Here is a 15,888-nt window from a genome sequence, read left to right as displayed (position 1 = left end):
GGGATCGCGGCTTCGGCGATACTCTATCCTACGCCGGTAAGAATTCCTCGAGGGATCACGGCTTCGGCGATACTCTCCACTGGAGACTATCGTACTGGAGACTATCGTACCAAAAGCGCCATCCTTGGCGCATTGGCGGCAGCGCACATCCTTGTGCGCTGCCCCGTATCTGGGGTCGGTCGCTTGAACGGAAGTTTGCTGGGCTGCTTACGAAAAGACGTCGCGCTGTGTCATACTGCGTCCCGGGCTTGGGGTCGGGGGAGACGGGGAGACGGGGACGAGGAGACGGAGTGTGGGTGGACGGCACATTTCATGTGCACCGTCTGGCTTAAGAAGGACGGTACTGCTTGCACGATGAGCTCCCGCAAGTATCTGGGGTCGGTCGCTTGAACGGAAGTTTGCTGGGCTGCTTACGTAAAGACGTCGCGCTGTGTCATACTGTGTCCCGGGCTTGGGGTCGGGGGAACGGGGGACGAGGAGACGGAGTGTGGGTGGACTGCGCATTTCATGGTGCATCGTTTTGCTAGCTTTCTGGCATCTCTTATCAACTTCATTAGTACCTAAAAGCTCTATATGAGCGTACTTTTATCCTACATAAAACTTTAAAATATTTTATCTAAAATGATTCTTGACAAAGCTAAAATAGAGTGGTAATGTGAAGACATCAGCTGTTAGCACTCATCGATGGAGAGTGCTAACAAGAAAATCAACAAGCGAGTTTGAGTGTGAGATACTCTGGGTAGAGTGCAATCTTAGGAAGGATGGGGAGGCATGTATGCAAATGGATGAACGAAAACGCAAGATACTTCGGGCGATTGTTCTGGATTATATTGCTACTGCTGAACCGATTGGTTCGCGAACGATTGCACGTAAATTTGATCTGGGGGTATCTCCTGCGACGATTCGTAATGAGATGGCTGATTTAGAAGATTTAGGCTTCATCGAACAGCCGTATACTTCTGCGGGGCGAATTCCTTCGGATGCGGGGTATCGATATTTTGTGGATTGTTTGATGGATCCTCAAGTGCTTAGTGAAGAGGAGAAGGAGACGATTGAGCGGGAAAGTACGAAAAGAATCCATGAGATTCAAGAGGTTATTTCCCATACCAGTAAATTGTTGTCTGAACTTACCAACTTAACGAGCCTTGTGCTCGGGCCGCAAAAAGGAAAAAGCACGTTTGGCAAGATGCATTTTCTGCCTTATCAGTCGGGTCAGGTTATTATGGTAATTGTGAAGGAAAACGGTGCTGTTGAAAACCATATTATCGATGTTGGAGAAAATATTACGGTTGAAGATCTCCAACATGTCGCTGGGGTTTTCAATCAAAAGATGCGAGGCTATTCTTTAGGTCAAGTCAAACGTAGTTTGCTGCATGAGATTTATGGTGAATTGTCCAGGCAGAGGCAATTGATCGACAATACTATGGATATGTTAAGGGAAATTTTGAGCGATAACGAGGAAGAGGAACGCATTTATCTGGGCGGAACTCTCAATATGCTAAATCAGCCTGAATTTCGAGATTTAGGTAAAGTTAAGACTTTATTCAAAGTGTTTGAAGAAAATGAGCCTTTGAAAAAACTGCTGCATCCTCATCATGAGGGATTAAACGTTACCATCGGTGGAGAAAATACATTGAAAGAATTCCGAGATTGTAGCGTAATATCGGCAACTTATAAAGTGAATGGACTAACCATTGGGGCAGTGGGGGTACTGGGACCGACTCGTATGGACTACGCCAAAGTAATTGCGATTGTAGACTTTATGACACGTAGCTTGGCGGAAGTTTTGGCAAGGGGAAAACCCCGGGGATATTAACGCGTTGATTGGGCTTTATAGCTCTTTCTAATATAGATATTTCTATTTAAGTACGAGAGGTGATTGTGGATGGCACAACGGAGAGAAGAAGCTCTCAAAGACCAGGAACCGAGGATTAACAAGGATCAGAGGGAGGATACAGAGGGTGATCCCGAAAGATCCATCCTAGAAGAAAGCATGGATGACAATGATATGACTCTCCCAGAGAAAATTCTGACGCTAGAAGCGGAGCTTGCTCAGGCCAAGGCTAAAGCAGAAGAGCATTATGATCATTTGCTGCGCTTGCAGGCAGATTTCGATAATTATCGAAAACGGACCCAAAAGGAAAAAGTCGATCTTATTAATTATGCATCCGAACGCATTGTGGGGGATCTACTTCCTATTCTGGACAATTTTGAACGGGCAGCTAATGCGGCCAAAGTCAATCCGGATATTACAGCTTTTTCGCAGGGAGTGGATATGATCTTCCGCCAATTGCAAACTGCGCTCAGCAAGGAGGGCCTAAAAGCGATGGAAGCCGTGGGCCAACCTTTTGATCCAAACCTTCATGAAGCGGTGCTCAGGGTGGCTTCCGAAGAACATCCTGAAAATACTGTCGTAGAAGAACTACAAAAAGGGTATTACCTCAAAGAAAAAGTTTTGCGTCCTTGTATGGTTAAAGTTTCTAACTAGTTAATTTAAGGAGGAAGATTATAATGGGAAAAATTATTGGTATTGACTTAGGTACAACAAACTCTTGCGTATCCGTTATGGAAGGCGGGGAAGCGGTTGTCATCCCAAATGCGGAAGGAAACCGAACAACTCCATCTGTAGTAGGTTTTTCAAAAACTGGTGAGCGGTTAGTCGGTCAGGTTGCTAAACGTCAATCTGTTTCTAATCCTGATAAAACAGTCATTTCTATTAAACGTCATATGGGTAGTGACTATAAAGTCAAAATTGACGACAAGTCTTATAGCCCCCAAGAAATTTCAGCGATGGTTCTCCAAAAACTTAAAACAGATGCCGAGGCCTACATTGGTCAACCGGTTACCCAGGCAGTTATTACGGTTCCAGCCTATTTCACGGACGCTCAGCGTCAAGCCACTAAGGATGCCGGAGCAATTGCTGGACTTGAAGTACTGCGGATTATTAATGAGCCTACGGCTGCAGCCCTTGCCTATGGCCTCGACAAGAAAGATGATTCAACAGTTTTGGTCTTTGACTTAGGCGGCGGTACCTTTGATGTTTCGATCCTTGAATTAAGCCAAGGCATGGTTGAAGTGAAAGCTACAAGTGGTAATAACCATTTGGGCGGCGACGATTTCGATCAACGTCTGATTGACTATATGGTGGCTGAATACAAGAAAAGTAATGGTGCGGACCTCTCGAAGGACCGTGTTGCCCTGCAACGTTTAAAAGAGGCAGCGGAAAAAGCTAAGATTGAACTTTCCGGTGTTACGAATTCAAATGTTAATCTGCCGTTTATTACCATGACAGAGCAAGGACCACAACATTTGGATATGAATATTTCTCGGGCCAAATTTGATGACATTACCTCAGATTTAGTAGAATCAACCATTGGACCGACACGTCAAGCAATTGAAGATGCCAAACTTTCTTGGGATAAAATTGATCAGATCATTCTAGTCGGTGGATCGACCCGTATTCCTGCCGTTGTTGAAGCTATCCGGAAATTAAGCGGAAAAGACCCTCACAAAGGAGTTAACCCGGATGAAGTGGTTGCTATGGGTGCAGCAATTCAAGGTGGCGTGCTCAGTGGTGAAGTAAAGGATATGATCTTGCTGGATGTTACCCCGCTTTCCTTGGGAATTGAAACCCTTGGTGGAGTATTTACCCGGATCATCGATCGCAACTCTACTATCCCTACCACTAAATCTCAGACGTTCTCAACGGCTGCAGATAATCAAACATCCGTCGACATTCATGTTCTCCAAGGTGAACGTGAAATGGCGAGTTATAATAAGACGCTTGGACGTTTCCAACTCACAGGAATTCCTCCGGCACCACGCGGCATTCCTCAAATTGAAGTAAAATTTGATATTGATGCCAATGGTATTGTCCATGTTTCCGCAAAAGATGTGGCCACAGGGAATGAACAAAAAGTGACAATTACCTCTTCGACAGGTCTATCCAAAGACGATATTGAAAAAATGAAACAAGATGCTGAAGCTCATGCTGAAGAAGACAAGAAACTAAGAGAGCTGATTGATGCTAAGAACCAAGCGGATTCGATTGTTTATCAAACAGAAAAAACTTTGAAAGACTTCGAAGGCAAGGGTGATGCAGCTGAAGTTGACAATATCAAGAAAGCATTAGAAGATGTAAAAACAGCATCCGCCTCTGAAAACATCGAAGAGATTAATGCGAAAATGGAGGCCCTGAACAAGGTGCTTCATCCTTACATCGAAAAAATGTACCAACAACAAGCTGCTCAAGACCCGAACGCTGGCGGCCAAGCCGGAGCGGAAGAGGTTAAGAAGGACGACGATGTCGTGGATGCTGAATTTACTGAGGTAGAAAAGGATAAGTAAAGGTTGCTGGTGTAGTGTTAAGTGTGCTGTGGGGGGATGGTGTGATATTGCTCCGCTCACCCACAGTGCCGTCGCTATCACGCTTGATTACGAAGCGAGCGTTGGCAAAACCTCTGGGCTATTCAGCGAGGAATGACAAGGATATTTTTTAAGATGAGTTTTGAGGGTGCAAAGGTTGAAAGCCTTTGTGCCCCGCTTTATTTGAGTGTTTTGAAAGATACATAAAATTCCTTAATATTGGAGATTTTCTTGAACTTGGAGTCGAAGGATCATATAATACTAGAGGACTTTAAAATGTTAGAGTGGTTGGACAAGTAGGAGTGATGGAGGAAAACATGAAACGCGATAATTATGAGGTGCTGGGTGTCGAGCGATCAGCCAGTGAACATGAAATTAAAAAAGCTTATAGGAAGTTAGCTCGTCAATATCATCCAGATGTGAATCCAGGGGACAAGGCGGCAGAAGAAAAGTTTAAGGAAGCTGCTGATGCGTATGATGTTTTAAGTGATCCGGAGAAAAGAGCGCGTTATGACCAGTTTGGTCATGCCGGGACAGATCCTAATCAAGGATTTGGAGATGCTGGAGGCTTCGGTGACATTTTTGATATGTTTTTTGGCGGCGGCGGTGGACAACGGCGCGGTGGTCCTCAACGGGGCGCTGATCTGCGGTATGCCATGTCCTTGACCTTTGAAGAAGCGGTGTTTGGCGCCGAAAAAGAAATCCAGATTCCACGGGACGAAACTTGTACAGATTGTCAAGGTTCTGGGGCAGCGCCTGGAACGCATCCGACGACGTGTTCCCAGTGTAATGGCAGCGGGCAAGTTAAAGTGACTCAACGCACGCCTTTTGGTCAGATTCAAACAGCTCGCACGTGTCCGACCTGTCATGGGGAAGGGCGTACCGTTAGTAGTCCGTGTTCATCGTGCAGTGGACAAGGAAAAGTCCGCAAGGTTCGAACAATTAAGATTAGTGTTCCGCAAGGTTCAGAGGATGGTTTAAACCTAAGGCTGAGTGGAGACGGTGAATCCGGTGCTAAGGGAGGGCCTCCGGGAGACCTTTATATTGTTTTACAGGTTAAACGGCATAAGTTCTTTGAACGTGATGGAAATGACATTTACTGTGAAGTACCTATCACCTTTATCCAGGCGGCCTTGGGCGCGGAAGTCGATGTTCCGACCTTAGATGGTGTGGTTAAGATGAAAGTTCCTGAAGGGACGCAAACATCCACCGTTTTTCGGCTTAAAGGGCATGGAGTGCCGCATCGCCGAGGCAGTGGTCGCGGTGACCAGCATGTTCGGGTTATATTAACAACGCCAACCAAGCTAAACGATAAACAAAAACAACTCTTACGTGAATTCGGGGAAGCAACTCCGGATCATCAACAGATGGGTAAAAAATCCTTGTTTGAGAAGTTCAAAGAAAACCTCCGCGATGCGATGGGGTAAAAAGGAGCATAATCTATGGATTGGCGTGAAGTGGCGGTAACAGTTTCAACTGAGGGAGAAGAAACTGTTGCCGATCTTTTTTATCAGTTAGGGTGTCCCGGTGTCAGTGTGGAAGACCCAGAACTTTTACGGAGTTATGTGGAATCTGGGAAGTGGGATTACCATGATTTTGGAGAAGTGGAATTCACCGGAACGTCTGTGGTTAAAGGTTACTTTCCGGAAGATGCAGAACTAACGGACAAGCTTGAGACGTTGGATTTAGGAATTCGTGAACTGATCCAACGCTTTCCGCACTGGGTTGTTCAGGCCAAAGGTATCTCGTTAAAAGAGGAAGATTGGGCAACAGCTTGGAAGGCCTATTTCAAGCCGATCCGTATTGGGAAAAAAATTCTGATCAAGCCAACGTGGGAGCAGGTTGAGCCTCTGGCAGGAGACATTGTTTTGGAACTTGATCCTGGCATGGCCTTTGGTACGGGGACTCATGCTACGACGACGCTGTGTTTAGAAGAGTTGGAAAAGATTGTAAAGCCTGGCCAAATTGTCTTCGACCTAGGGACGGGGTCTGGAATTCTAGCGATTGCGGCAGCTAAACTTGGCGCTAAAGTGGATGCAGTGGATCTTGATGCTGTGGCGGTAAAGGTGGCTCAGGAAAATGTCGACCTAAATCGGGTGAGTGACCAGGTTAAAGTTTTGCGTGGAGATTTAGGGACTGTGCTCAAGGGGCAGGCAGATATAGTGATTGCCAATATTATTGCAGATGTTATTTTAATGCTACTCCCGGATTTAAAACGTATATTGCGTCCAGAGGGTGAATTCTTGGCCTCGGGCATTATTGAACCTCGCGCCGTTGACGTGGAAGCTGGATTAAAGGAAGCTGGATTCGAAATACTAGAACGTGTTGAAGATTCCGGTTGGATTTTATTTCGGGCGAGGTGGGCAAATAATGTATCGGTTTAAGATTACGGAACTTGGAAAAGACGTCTTTTGGTTGCGCGATTCGGAACGCGATCACCTTGTTAAGGTGTTGCGACTTTCTCCCGGAGATTTGGTTGTTGGTTTTGATAATACCGGAATGGAGTATACCAGTGTCATTGTTAAGATTGAGGACAAAAGTGTAACTTGTCGAATTCTCACTGCGGATCATCCGGATGTGGAGGCCCATACGTCTGTTTATATTGTGGCAGGGCTGTCTAAAGGGGAAAAAATGGAATGGGTGATCCAAAAAGGGACTGAACTAGGTATGGTGGGGCTGGTCCCCTTGCGAGCCAAGCGGTCTGTCATGCATCTGGAAGGAAGTAAGGCACAAGAGCGGGTCGTTCGCTGGCAAAAAATCGCTTCAGAAGCAGCGAAACAGTCCCATAGGGTTCAAGAACCACAAATATTAGAAGTCAGCGATTGGAAGGATCTGAAGGAGAATCTACCACTGGACACCCAGTGGCTTATTCCTTATGAAGAAGAGAAGACTCAGCGTTTAGTTTCCGTGCTTGATACGCTGGACCGTGAACGTCCTATTGCCATTCTTATTGGCCCTGAGGGTGGTTTTGATGAGGCCGAGGTGGCTTTGGCCCAGGAAAAGCTTGGGGCTAAGAGCGTGTCGTTGGGACCGAGAATTTTGCGGACGGAAACGGCTGCTTTGGCCGCGCTGACGTTGGTTTTGGCTCATTATGGGGATTTAGGCTAGGGGACTTGTATGCACAGCGCTCGGTGCCTACGACGCAGAGCAAACTAACCGTTCAAGCTCCTGGCTCTGGGGAGCGGGGTTCATCCTTCGGCGATAGTATTCTTTTAAAGAACCGCCTACGGCGATAATCTCCACTGGAGACTATCGTGCCAAAAGCGCCATCCTTGGCGCATTGGCGGCAGCGCACATCCTTGTGCGCTGCCCCGTTTTTGGGGTCGGTCGCTTGAACGGAAGTTTGCTGGGCTGCTCTTACGTAGAGACGTCGCGCTCGTGTCATACTGCGTCCCGGGCTTGGGGAAGACGGCACATTTCATGTGCACCGTCTGAAGAAAGCGGGAGAAGAGCGGAGCGGGAAAAGGGACGGTTCTTGGTTGCACGATCTTGATTGCGGCTCTATCTCTGGAGTTTGCTACATTCTGTAGTAAACTTGCAATTAGGTGATAGGAGATATAGGTTAATATTAGAATAGCGAATTATTTTATTATAGGTTGTAAGAATTAGCTAAGAAATGCTTTTTTCGTATATACTATGTATATACGAAAGGGGTTTTTTCTAATGGTTGCGATAATTAAGAAATGGGGAAATGGTTTAGGTCTTCATATTCCTCAATACGTGGCTAAGGAAATCGGCGTTAAAAATGGGACTCCCGTTGATATAAAAATTGTTGACGGATCTATTGTAGTCAAACCCAGAACTTATTCCTTGGAAGATCTTTTAGATCAGATAACTCCGGAAAATCTTCATAGAGAGGTTCACACAGGAGAACGGAGTGGGAATGAAGAGTGGTAAATAACTATTTACCTGACCGGGGAGATGTTGTCTGGCTACAATTTAATCCACAGGCTGGTCATGAGCAAGCTGGAAAACGGCCTGCTTTAGTATTATCTCCGAAAAAATATAATGAGAAAACAGGATTGGCTTTATTCTGTCCGGTAACAGGTAAAGTTAAGGGTTATCCATTTGAGGTAAAGTTACCGGTAGGGCTCCCAGTTGAGGGCGTTATTTTAGCAGATCAAATTAAGAATCTTGATTGGTTAAGTCGATCAGCGCAATTGGTTTGTAAAGTACCTGAGATAATAATGCAGGAAGTTTTGTTGAAGGTGGAAACGCTTTTAAAGGACTGACCTGTTAGCTGTTTTGAAAAAGGGTGGATTATATTGGAACCACGAACCACTAATATCAAACCTCGAGTATGTTTTGTTACCCTGGGCTGTAAAGTAAATCAAACTGAGAGTGAAGCGATGGCCCAACTTTTTCGGGAGGCGAAGTATCAGGTGGTTGAGTCCTCGGAAGAGGCGGATGTTGTCGTTGTAAATACTTGTACAGTGACGAATACAGGAGATAGTAAATCCCGTCAGGTTATTCGTCGTATGATTAAGGCGCATCCGGAGAGCGTTGTGGTGGTTATGGGCTGTTACGCGCAAACGGAGCCGGGAGAGGTTCTGAATATTGAAGGTGTTGATCTGGTGCTGGGAACGCAGGATCGGATGCAGGTTTTAGATTGGATTGAACGTGTTAAAGCTGAGCGTAAACCTTTGAATGCTGTGCGCGGGATTTGGGAAGCGGAGGAATTTGAAGAGCTTCCTCAACTTAGCGAGGAGCATCGGACCCGAGTGTTTCTCAAGATTCAAGAAGGGTGTAATCAGTTCTGTACTTACTGTATTATTCCTTATGCACGTGGCCCATTGCGCAGTCGTTTGCCAGAAAATGCAATAGCTGAGGCTCGACGGTTGGTTGAGGCGGGTTATCCGGAGATTGTCTTGACGGGTATTCATACTGGGTATTATGGTCAGGATTTAGGGGCAGAATGGAATTTAGCTCGTTTGGTACGGGAGTTGGTCAAAATTCCTGGACTGCATCGTTTGCGCTTAAGTTCGATTGAACCGATGGAATATACGCCTGAGCTGATTGAAAGCATTGCTTCGTCACATAAGGTTTGTCCTCATGTACATATGCCTCTTCAGAGCGGAAGCGATCAGGTCTTAGCCCGTATGCGGCGTCCATATTCGTTGCATGAATATCGAGAGTTGCTTGAGAAATTACATCATCAGATACCGGATTTGGCTGTCACAACGGATATCATTGTCGGCTTTCCAGGGGAAACAGAGGAGGATCATGCTTCTACTTTAGAGTTTGTGAAATCTTGTGGTTTTTCCGCGATTCATGTGTTTCCTTATTCGAAACGAAAAGGAACGCCTGCGGCAGACTATCCGGATCAAGTTTCGAAAAAGCTAAAAGAACAACGGGTTAAGGATCTCATGGCGGTTGCTCGCGTTAGTCAAGAGGCATTTGTTCGTCGTTTTGTTGGAAAACCTGTGGAAGTGTTGATTGAATGGATTGATCCAAAAGGTTGTGCTGTAGGGCATACACCACATTATATTCAGGTTAAAATACCTCCTCGTGACGATGGAAAGCTCTGGGTTTCGCGGCAGCTTGTAACGGTTGTTTTAGAAGAAGGTCATCTCTTAATCTGATGGTAAAAGTGTAAAAAATTGACTAAAATACTTGGTAATAAAAAACGTTGTGTCGAATATGATAAGGGAGGAAATCAAAATGCCTATGTCTGATTGTATTTTTTGTAAAATTGCCCGCCGGGAAATTCCCAGTGAAATCGTCTATGAAGATGATGCGATAATTGCTTTTAAAGATATTCAGCCGCTGGCTCCCGTGCACTTGGTCGTTATTCCAAAGAGCCATTTGCGTAGTCTTAATGATGTCACGTCTGAATATGAAGCATTAATGGGTCATCTTTTGGGTGTGATCCGTCGCTTGGCAAGTGAGTTTGGGGTTGCAGAGTCTGGTTATAGGGTGGTAACGAATACGGGAACTGACGGAGGCCAAGTTGTCGGACACCTTCATTTTCATTTGCTTGGGGGTCAGGCTCTTAACGCAAAGATTGGGTGATTGTGTCGAAAGCCAATCGGGCAGTCGGTTATGGCTTTAAAGTCAACTTGACTCAACCAACTTCATCCAGTATAATAGTAAAGGTATAATTGTGATGATCCAGTGGAGGGAGGGATAAGACAATGAGTGAAGTCAAAGTTGGTAAAAACGAATCCCTTGATGCCGCACTCCGCCGGTTCAAGCGTACTTGTCAAAAGGCAGGGGTTAGTGCAGAGGCTCGTAAACATGAGGCATATGAGAAACCAAGTGTGAAGAGAAAGAAAAAATCTGAAGCTGCACGTAAACGCAAGTTCAAGTAAGGAGTGTCTCGAATTGACCCTGAAAGATCGCCTCGTTGAGGATATGAAGGTTGCCATGAAGGCCAAAGAGGAGGGGAAGGTTAGACTTTCCGTCATCCGAATGGCCAGGGCTGCCATAAAGTATGCTGAGATTGACAAGAAAATTGAATTTAACGATGATCAAGTCATCGAGGTATTAGCACGTGAAATGAAACAGCGTCGAGATTCGCTTGAAGAGTTTAAAAAAGCGGATCGCCCCGAAACGGTTAAGGCTCTGGAAGAGGAAATGGCCATTCTAATGGATTACCTTCCTCAACAGCTTTCCGAAGGGGAAATTCGTCAGCTTGTTCAAGAAACAATCGGCATAGTAGGGGCTCAAGGCCCTAAAGACCTCGGGAAAGTCATGGGTGCGCTATCACCTAAGACGAAAGGCCGTGCAGATGGCAAACTTGTTAATCAAGTTGTACGGGAGATTCTCGGGGCATAATCCATTAGTTTTAAAGAAAAACCCAGTTGAGGAATACAACTGGGTTTTTTGCTGTTCAAAAACAATTTGATCAAGGCTTGGACTATTCTGGCTCTTTCCCTCATAAAATTGCATACAGAGGGGAGGAGTCAATTTTTATGTTCAAAAAGTTAAAAAGGAACGTCGGAGATGTTTTGGATTTTCCAGCGGATGTGGTGGGCGAAGGTCCGAAAATTACGATAACTGGGCGACAACAGGTTTTGGTTGAAAATTATATTAGCATTATTACCTTTACGGAGGAAGAAATTCGGTTGGAAACGACGGAGGGGGATGTGTGTTTTCAAGGAAAGGGACTAGAGCTTAAGGTTCTATTATCCACAGAACTGCGCATTGAAGGGGAGATCTTTTCCCTATCATTTACTGCACAGAAACTATAGACTGACTGGATTCGAACCTTGAACATCCTTGTTCGAGGTAATGGCCAGCGCATCGGTGCAACTATGACATGCGGTGTCTGAAGCCCTGGAGCAGGCCTATGTGAACACTCATACCGCTGATACGGCACCCTGGGAAGGATGGAAATAGCTTTATTCAGGATAGAGGAGAGGAGATAAAGTAATGTTTGAATGGTTGAGAACATTTTGGCAGGGACGGATTTTTTTCCTCGCGAGAGGAGACCAACTTCCGCGTTTCTTGAATCAAGTGTTAAAAGACGGTGTGATTCTTCACCATATTCAAAAATCAGAACGAGGGATGCGGGCGCAGATTAAGTTGGCAGATTTTCGGCGTTTGCGGAAAGCTGCTCATAAAACTCATACGAGGGTACATATTATAGCAAAATATGGTTGGCCTTTTATTGCCAAACGTTGGTGGCGCAGAAAGGGTTTGTTGGCAGGGATCGTCATAATTGCCATGGTATTAACTGTGTTATCGCAACTTGTGCTGTCCATTTCTGTGTCGGGCAATAAGAATGTTATGTCCTCTGAGGTTTTGGAGAGGGCAGAAAAATTAGGACTTAAAACCTGGACTTACTCGAAAAACCTGGATTTAAACCAGATTGCCAAAGTTCTTCAGGAACAATTGCCGGACGCGGCTTGGATTGGTGTGGAACGTAGTGGAACAAGCGTTAAGATTAAAATATCAGAGAAAATACGCCCGTCCATCCCTAAAGAGGCGGGGAATCTGGTTGCTAGCCATGCGGGACTTGTCAAGGAAATTATGGTGATTCAAGGAACCCCTATGGTTCATGAAGGAGAAATCGTCAGGGCGGGTCAAGTGCTAATTACGCAGGTGCCAAATCCAGGGGTGCCAAGTATACCCATTGCTCAGAATTCTGCAGCGAACGAGTCAAATAGTTCTAAGCCGGTTCCCCAAGCCTCTGCAGCCAGAGGGTTTGTACGGGCACGAGTGTGGTATAGTGCCGAAGAACAAGTTCCCTTGGTCGAAGATAAAGTTGAGGAAAGCGGAAGAGTTACTGCAGGATGGGGTATAAAATTTGGCTCTCGCGTCATAATGGTAACAACACCGGATTCTCCGTATGAGCAAACTGAAAAAGAAGTGCTCGTTCAATACCTGCAACCCTGGAGGAATTGGCGTTTCCCTGTCGAAGGTATAAGAGTGAACTATAAAGAACTTCATAATGTGCACCTTGAACGGTCTGTTGCCGAAGCACGTCAACTGGCTGAAGAAAAGGCTCGGGTTGAAGTCCGGAAGAAGATCACGCCCGGAGTTGTGATTGTGGAAGAAAATGTGAAGGTTCTTTCGAGTAATTCTAATATCGAACGGGTTAGAGTTGAGGTGGAAACCTACGAAGATTTGGCGGTCTATGCCAATCCTTGAGACAATACACCGCTTATTCAGTTTATAGAGCGTGCTGAAAAGGTAAGGCACTGAGAAGTAAGGATGATGGTATTGAAGTTTAGATGGGTTAGAAAGATTTGGGAGGGGTTATCCAGCCGTTTGGATTTGCTTAGACATCACACCAACTGGCTACGTGCTATCGTTGGGGTGATGTATTTTCTGTTGTTTGCGGTTCTTTTATCTTTAGGCTTATTTGTTTCTAAACTCCATTTGGAAGTAGGGGAACCTAGTCCTCAGCTCATCACTGCGCCGTGGAGTAAGGACATTGAAGATACAGAGAAATATTCTAAAGACCTGGAAGCTGCTGCAAAAGCTATTCAACCTGTGTATAAGCCTAATGATGAATATTTGGCCGAGCTAACCAATGATCTGGGGAAAGCGTTCAATACCTTAAGTACTACGGCGGCGACCACGGGGGGCACGACTGAACTTGTCAGCAAATTAAAGCAAACAAAGCCGTTTACAGTCTTACCAGATGAGGTGTTGGCTTCGCTGCTAAAGGATTCTCCGGATGTTTTAAGTGCAGTTAAACAGATTGGTGGAGACATTATCTTAAACGATGCGCGCAATGTCAATTCCGGGGCGCGGACCGAGGTAGATGTGGCGTCACTGCGCGAAAAAATTGTTTTGGACATTCATCAGTCGGCACTCCAGGATGATGCCAAAGCGTTTTTTAAGGCCTTTGTGGAGCAAGAAGTGACCCAACCGACCTTGATTATAGATGAGCAAACTACAGAAAAATTGCGTGCTGCGGCGCGAGCTCTTGTGAAACGGGATGTCCTTTACTTTAAGACAAACCAAAAGATTATTGGGCCCGGAGAGATTGTTGATGAGAAGGTTTTCCATGTCTTGGTTGAATATGGGCTGATCAATAGTCTCAATACCTGGAAGATGGCGGCGGGGATTGCGTTGATGGTTCTCATTGGAATGGGAATCATTTTAGCCTATTTGTACCAATATAAACGGGATATACTACGTTTAACCAACCGCAGTGTTCTAATTGGACTGACGATGATCTTGGTGCTCGCCATGGGGCGTGGAGTAATTTCCTTAAATTTAGGGGGACCTGAATACAATGCCTTGGCGGGTGTACTCATCCCAGTGGCTTGGGCAACCATGACGGTTGCAATTTTAGTTGATGTCGATGTCGCTTTACTTGTCTCAGTGGTCTTAGCATTTTTTGTGGCTGTTTTAGTGGACCCTACTCTTTCAACCTCGACTGGCCTGCAAACAGGTTTAGTGGCCCTTTTTGGCGGGTTTGTTGGGGTGTATAGTGTCTCGCATTTAAGCCAACGTTCTGATCTGGCTCGTGCCGGGTTATTTGTGTCCGCGATGAATGTTTTGATGGTCAGCGGGATTGCCTTAACCACCGGAATGCGTTTAATGGTTTGGGTTGTTGGTTTAATCTTAGGAATTGTTAACGGAGTGGCGTCTTCGTTCTTAACGGTGGGTGCGTTGCATTGGTTTGAGTCGGGATTCCGTATTACTTCCTCTGTTCGGCTTTTAGAATTATCCAATCCCAATCGTCCGTTGCTGAAGCGTTTATTGATGGAGGCGCCAGGGACATACCATCATAGTATTTTAGTAGGCAATTTGGCTGAAGCCGCGGCTGAAGCTGTTCATGCGGATGCTACCTTGGTAAGGGTGGGCTCGATGTATCATGATATTGGAAAATTAAAACGCCCTTACTTTTTTATTGAGAATCAATTTACTCAAGATAACCCCCATGATAAGATTGCTCCGACTCTAAGCTCGTTGATTATTACCTCCCATGTCAAGGATGGGTTGGAGATGGCCAAGGATAATAAACTCCCGCAGCAGATCCAAGATATTATCGCTCAGCATCATGGGGACGGTTTAGTCAGCTTCTTTTATCATAAGGCTCTTGAAGAAAATGATGAGATTCCAGAGGAGGCCTTTCATTATGAAGGGCCTAAACCTCAGACCAAAGAGGCAGCCCTTGTGGCCTTGGCTGACAATGTAGAAGCAGCGGTACGGTCTATGAAACAACCCACACCTGGACGTGTCGAAGGGTTTGTTCGAAAAATTGTTAAGGACAAGCTGAATGATGGACAGTTAGATCAATGTGATTTAACGTTTCAAGACTTAGATCGCATTGCGATGGCCTTTGTGCGTGTTCTGACCGGTATTTTCCATTCCCGCGTCGAATATCCGGAATTGCCGGTAACCGGAAATGGAATGCTCTCTAAGAAGTCTTTGGGCGAGACCAGCCAAGAAAATGATGAAGGGGTTCCCCAGGATGATCAAAATCCCCCGGTTACTGATAAATCTTAAAGCTTTGGGTAGAACCGATATAGTTAGGTTTCGGGTGACTAGTTTATGTTGGAAGGGAGGGAAGGGTGGCCCAAATCTGTTGCAACAAAGGGATGGGGTTTACCCGTAAGCACATGATCCTGGATATTTCTTGGGAGGAAGAGTCTATTTCACTTGACCAGCGTGAGCCGCTTAGTACAATGCTGAGTCAGGCCATTGAAGAGGCCATCCGTCTATCGGATGGGCCGGAAGAGGCGGAGGTGAGCCTAATGCTGGTTGATGACCAGCGCATCCATGCCTTGAATCTTGAATATCGTGGGGTGGATCGCCCGACGGATGTTCTTTCTTTTGCTTTGCAAGAGGAATTGGATGAGGAACCTGATTCGGAGTTCGAGGACGATATGCTCGGTGATATCGTAATCTCTGCTGAACGGGCCAGGGAACAAGCTAAAGAATATGGTCATTCTTTCGAACGGGAAATTGTGTATCTGGCTGTTCATGGGACGCTTCATTTGTTAGGTTATGATCATGAAGAAGAGCCGGATAAACAAGAAATGCGTAGCAAAGAAGAAGAAGTGATGGCTTTATTGAGGTTAGAAAGAGTGTAGCTATTAAGCACTCTATAGCGAAGTG

19 protein-coding genes are annotated in these 15,888 nt (G+C 45.6%); 18 read left to right on the top strand and 1 reads right to left on the bottom strand.

Annotated features, from left to right (window positions below):
* The 8 genes from DSBG_RS22850 to DSBG_RS03530 form a co-directional block, all read left to right on the top strand.
* A partial coding sequence (locus DSBG_RS22850; protein WP_176716159.1) for a hypothetical protein occupies positions 1–390 on the top strand: 390 nt, incomplete at its 5' end.
* Positions 387–527 (top strand): hypothetical protein, encoded by a 141-nt coding sequence (locus DSBG_RS22280; RefSeq protein ID WP_176716158.1) that lies wholly within the window; start codon positions 387–389, stop codon positions 525–527. The genes DSBG_RS22850 and DSBG_RS22280, both read left to right, overlap by 4 nt.
* 248 nt (positions 528–775) lie before the next feature.
* The gene (gene hrcA, locus DSBG_RS03555) at positions 776–1,816 is read left to right on the top strand and encodes a heat-inducible transcriptional repressor HrcA (RefSeq protein ID WP_068962840.1); all 1,041 of its coding nucleotides are present in this window, start codon (positions 776–778) and stop codon (positions 1,814–1,816) included.
* A 69-nt stretch (positions 1,817–1,885) separates the two neighbouring features.
* Positions 1,886–2,488 carry a nucleotide exchange factor GrpE gene (gene grpE / locus DSBG_RS03550; protein ID WP_009620276.1) on the top strand — a complete coding sequence of 201 codons (603 nt, stop codon included), beginning with the start codon at positions 1,886–1,888 and terminating at the stop codon, positions 2,486–2,488.
* Between the two features lie 23 nt (positions 2,489–2,511).
* Complete coding sequence (gene dnaK / locus DSBG_RS03545) at positions 2,512–4,347, top strand: molecular chaperone DnaK (protein ID WP_068962839.1); 1,836 nt, start codon at positions 2,512–2,514, stop codon at positions 4,345–4,347.
* 335 nt (positions 4,348–4,682) lie between these two features.
* Positions 4,683–5,792: a molecular chaperone DnaJ gene (dnaJ, locus tag DSBG_RS03540; RefSeq protein ID WP_068962838.1), complete on the top strand. Its 1,110-nt coding sequence runs from the start codon at positions 4,683–4,685 to the stop codon at positions 5,790–5,792.
* 15 nt (positions 5,793–5,807) lie between these two features.
* Positions 5,808–6,749, top strand: a complete 942-nt coding sequence (gene prmA / locus DSBG_RS03535) for a 50S ribosomal protein L11 methyltransferase (protein WP_068962837.1) — start codon at positions 5,808–5,810, stop codon at positions 6,747–6,749.
* The gene (locus tag DSBG_RS03530) at positions 6,736–7,473 is read left to right on the top strand and encodes a 16S rRNA (uracil(1498)-N(3))-methyltransferase (protein WP_068962836.1); all 738 of its coding nucleotides are present in this window, start codon (positions 6,736–6,738) and stop codon (positions 7,471–7,473) included. Before prmA ends, DSBG_RS03530 begins: the two co-directional genes overlap by 14 nt.
* A gap of 52 nt (positions 7,474–7,525) precedes the next feature.
* Here DSBG_RS03530 and DSBG_RS22275 read toward each other — a convergent pair whose 3' ends face one another.
* On the bottom strand, positions 7,526–7,750 hold the full coding sequence (locus DSBG_RS22275) for a hypothetical protein (protein ID WP_141694228.1): 225 nt from the start codon (positions 7,748–7,750) through the stop codon (positions 7,526–7,528).
* Positions 7,751–8,028: 278 nt separating this feature from the next.
* Between DSBG_RS22275 and DSBG_RS03525 the strand changes: the two genes are divergently transcribed.
* The 10 genes from DSBG_RS03525 (at position 8,029) to ybeY (ending at position 15,863) form a co-directional block, all read left to right on the top strand.
* A complete protein-coding gene (locus tag DSBG_RS03525) occupies positions 8,029–8,262 on the top strand; it encodes an AbrB/MazE/SpoVT family DNA-binding domain-containing protein (RefSeq protein ID WP_068962835.1) in 234 nt (77 codons plus the stop codon).
* Positions 8,256–8,597: an endoribonuclease MazF gene (mazF, locus tag DSBG_RS03520; protein WP_068962834.1), complete on the top strand. Its 342-nt coding sequence runs from the start codon at positions 8,256–8,258 to the stop codon at positions 8,595–8,597. Before DSBG_RS03525 ends, mazF begins: the two co-directional genes overlap by 7 nt.
* A gap of 30 nt (positions 8,598–8,627) precedes the next feature.
* Positions 8,628–9,947 (top strand): tRNA (N(6)-L-threonylcarbamoyladenosine(37)-C(2))-methylthiotransferase MtaB, encoded by a 1,320-nt coding sequence (mtaB, locus tag DSBG_RS03515; RefSeq protein WP_491005701.1) that lies wholly within the window; start codon positions 8,628–8,630, stop codon positions 9,945–9,947.
* Positions 9,948–10,032: 85 nt separating this feature from the next.
* Positions 10,033–10,377 (top strand): histidine triad nucleotide-binding protein, encoded by a 345-nt coding sequence (locus tag DSBG_RS03510; RefSeq protein WP_068962850.1) that lies wholly within the window; start codon positions 10,033–10,035, stop codon positions 10,375–10,377.
* Between the two features lie 122 nt (positions 10,378–10,499).
* Positions 10,500–10,676 carry a 30S ribosomal protein S21 gene (gene rpsU, locus DSBG_RS03505; RefSeq protein ID WP_009620268.1) on the top strand — a complete coding sequence of 59 codons (177 nt, stop codon included), beginning with the start codon at positions 10,500–10,502 and terminating at the stop codon, positions 10,674–10,676.
* 13 nt (positions 10,677–10,689) lie between these two features.
* The gene (locus tag DSBG_RS03500) at positions 10,690–11,142 is read left to right on the top strand and encodes a GatB/YqeY domain-containing protein (RefSeq protein WP_068962832.1); all 453 of its coding nucleotides are present in this window, start codon (positions 10,690–10,692) and stop codon (positions 11,140–11,142) included.
* Between the two features lie 137 nt (positions 11,143–11,279).
* A complete protein-coding gene (locus DSBG_RS03495; RefSeq protein WP_068962831.1) occupies positions 11,280–11,558 on the top strand; it encodes a YabP/YqfC family sporulation protein in 279 nt (92 codons plus the stop codon).
* 181 nt (positions 11,559–11,739) lie between these two features.
* Positions 11,740–12,960, top strand: a complete 1,221-nt coding sequence (gene yqfD, locus DSBG_RS03490; protein WP_068962830.1) for a sporulation protein YqfD — start codon at positions 11,740–11,742, stop codon at positions 12,958–12,960.
* Between the two features lie 63 nt (positions 12,961–13,023).
* Positions 13,024–15,276: an HD family phosphohydrolase gene (locus tag DSBG_RS03485; RefSeq protein WP_068962829.1), complete on the top strand. Its 2,253-nt coding sequence runs from the start codon at positions 13,024–13,026 to the stop codon at positions 15,274–15,276.
* 113 nt (positions 15,277–15,389) lie between these two features.
* Entirely contained in the window at positions 15,390–15,863 is a 474-nt protein-coding gene (ybeY, locus tag DSBG_RS03480) for an rRNA maturation RNase YbeY (protein WP_068962849.1), read from the top strand.
* Positions 15,864–15,888 lie beyond the last annotated feature (25 nt).

This window comes from Desulfosporosinus cupriresistens (genome assembly GCF_001707885.1).
Lineage (GTDB): Bacteria > Bacillota > Desulfitobacteriia > Desulfitobacteriales > Desulfitobacteriaceae > Desulfosporosinus.
This window is presented reverse-complemented; position numbering and strand designations above follow the sequence as displayed.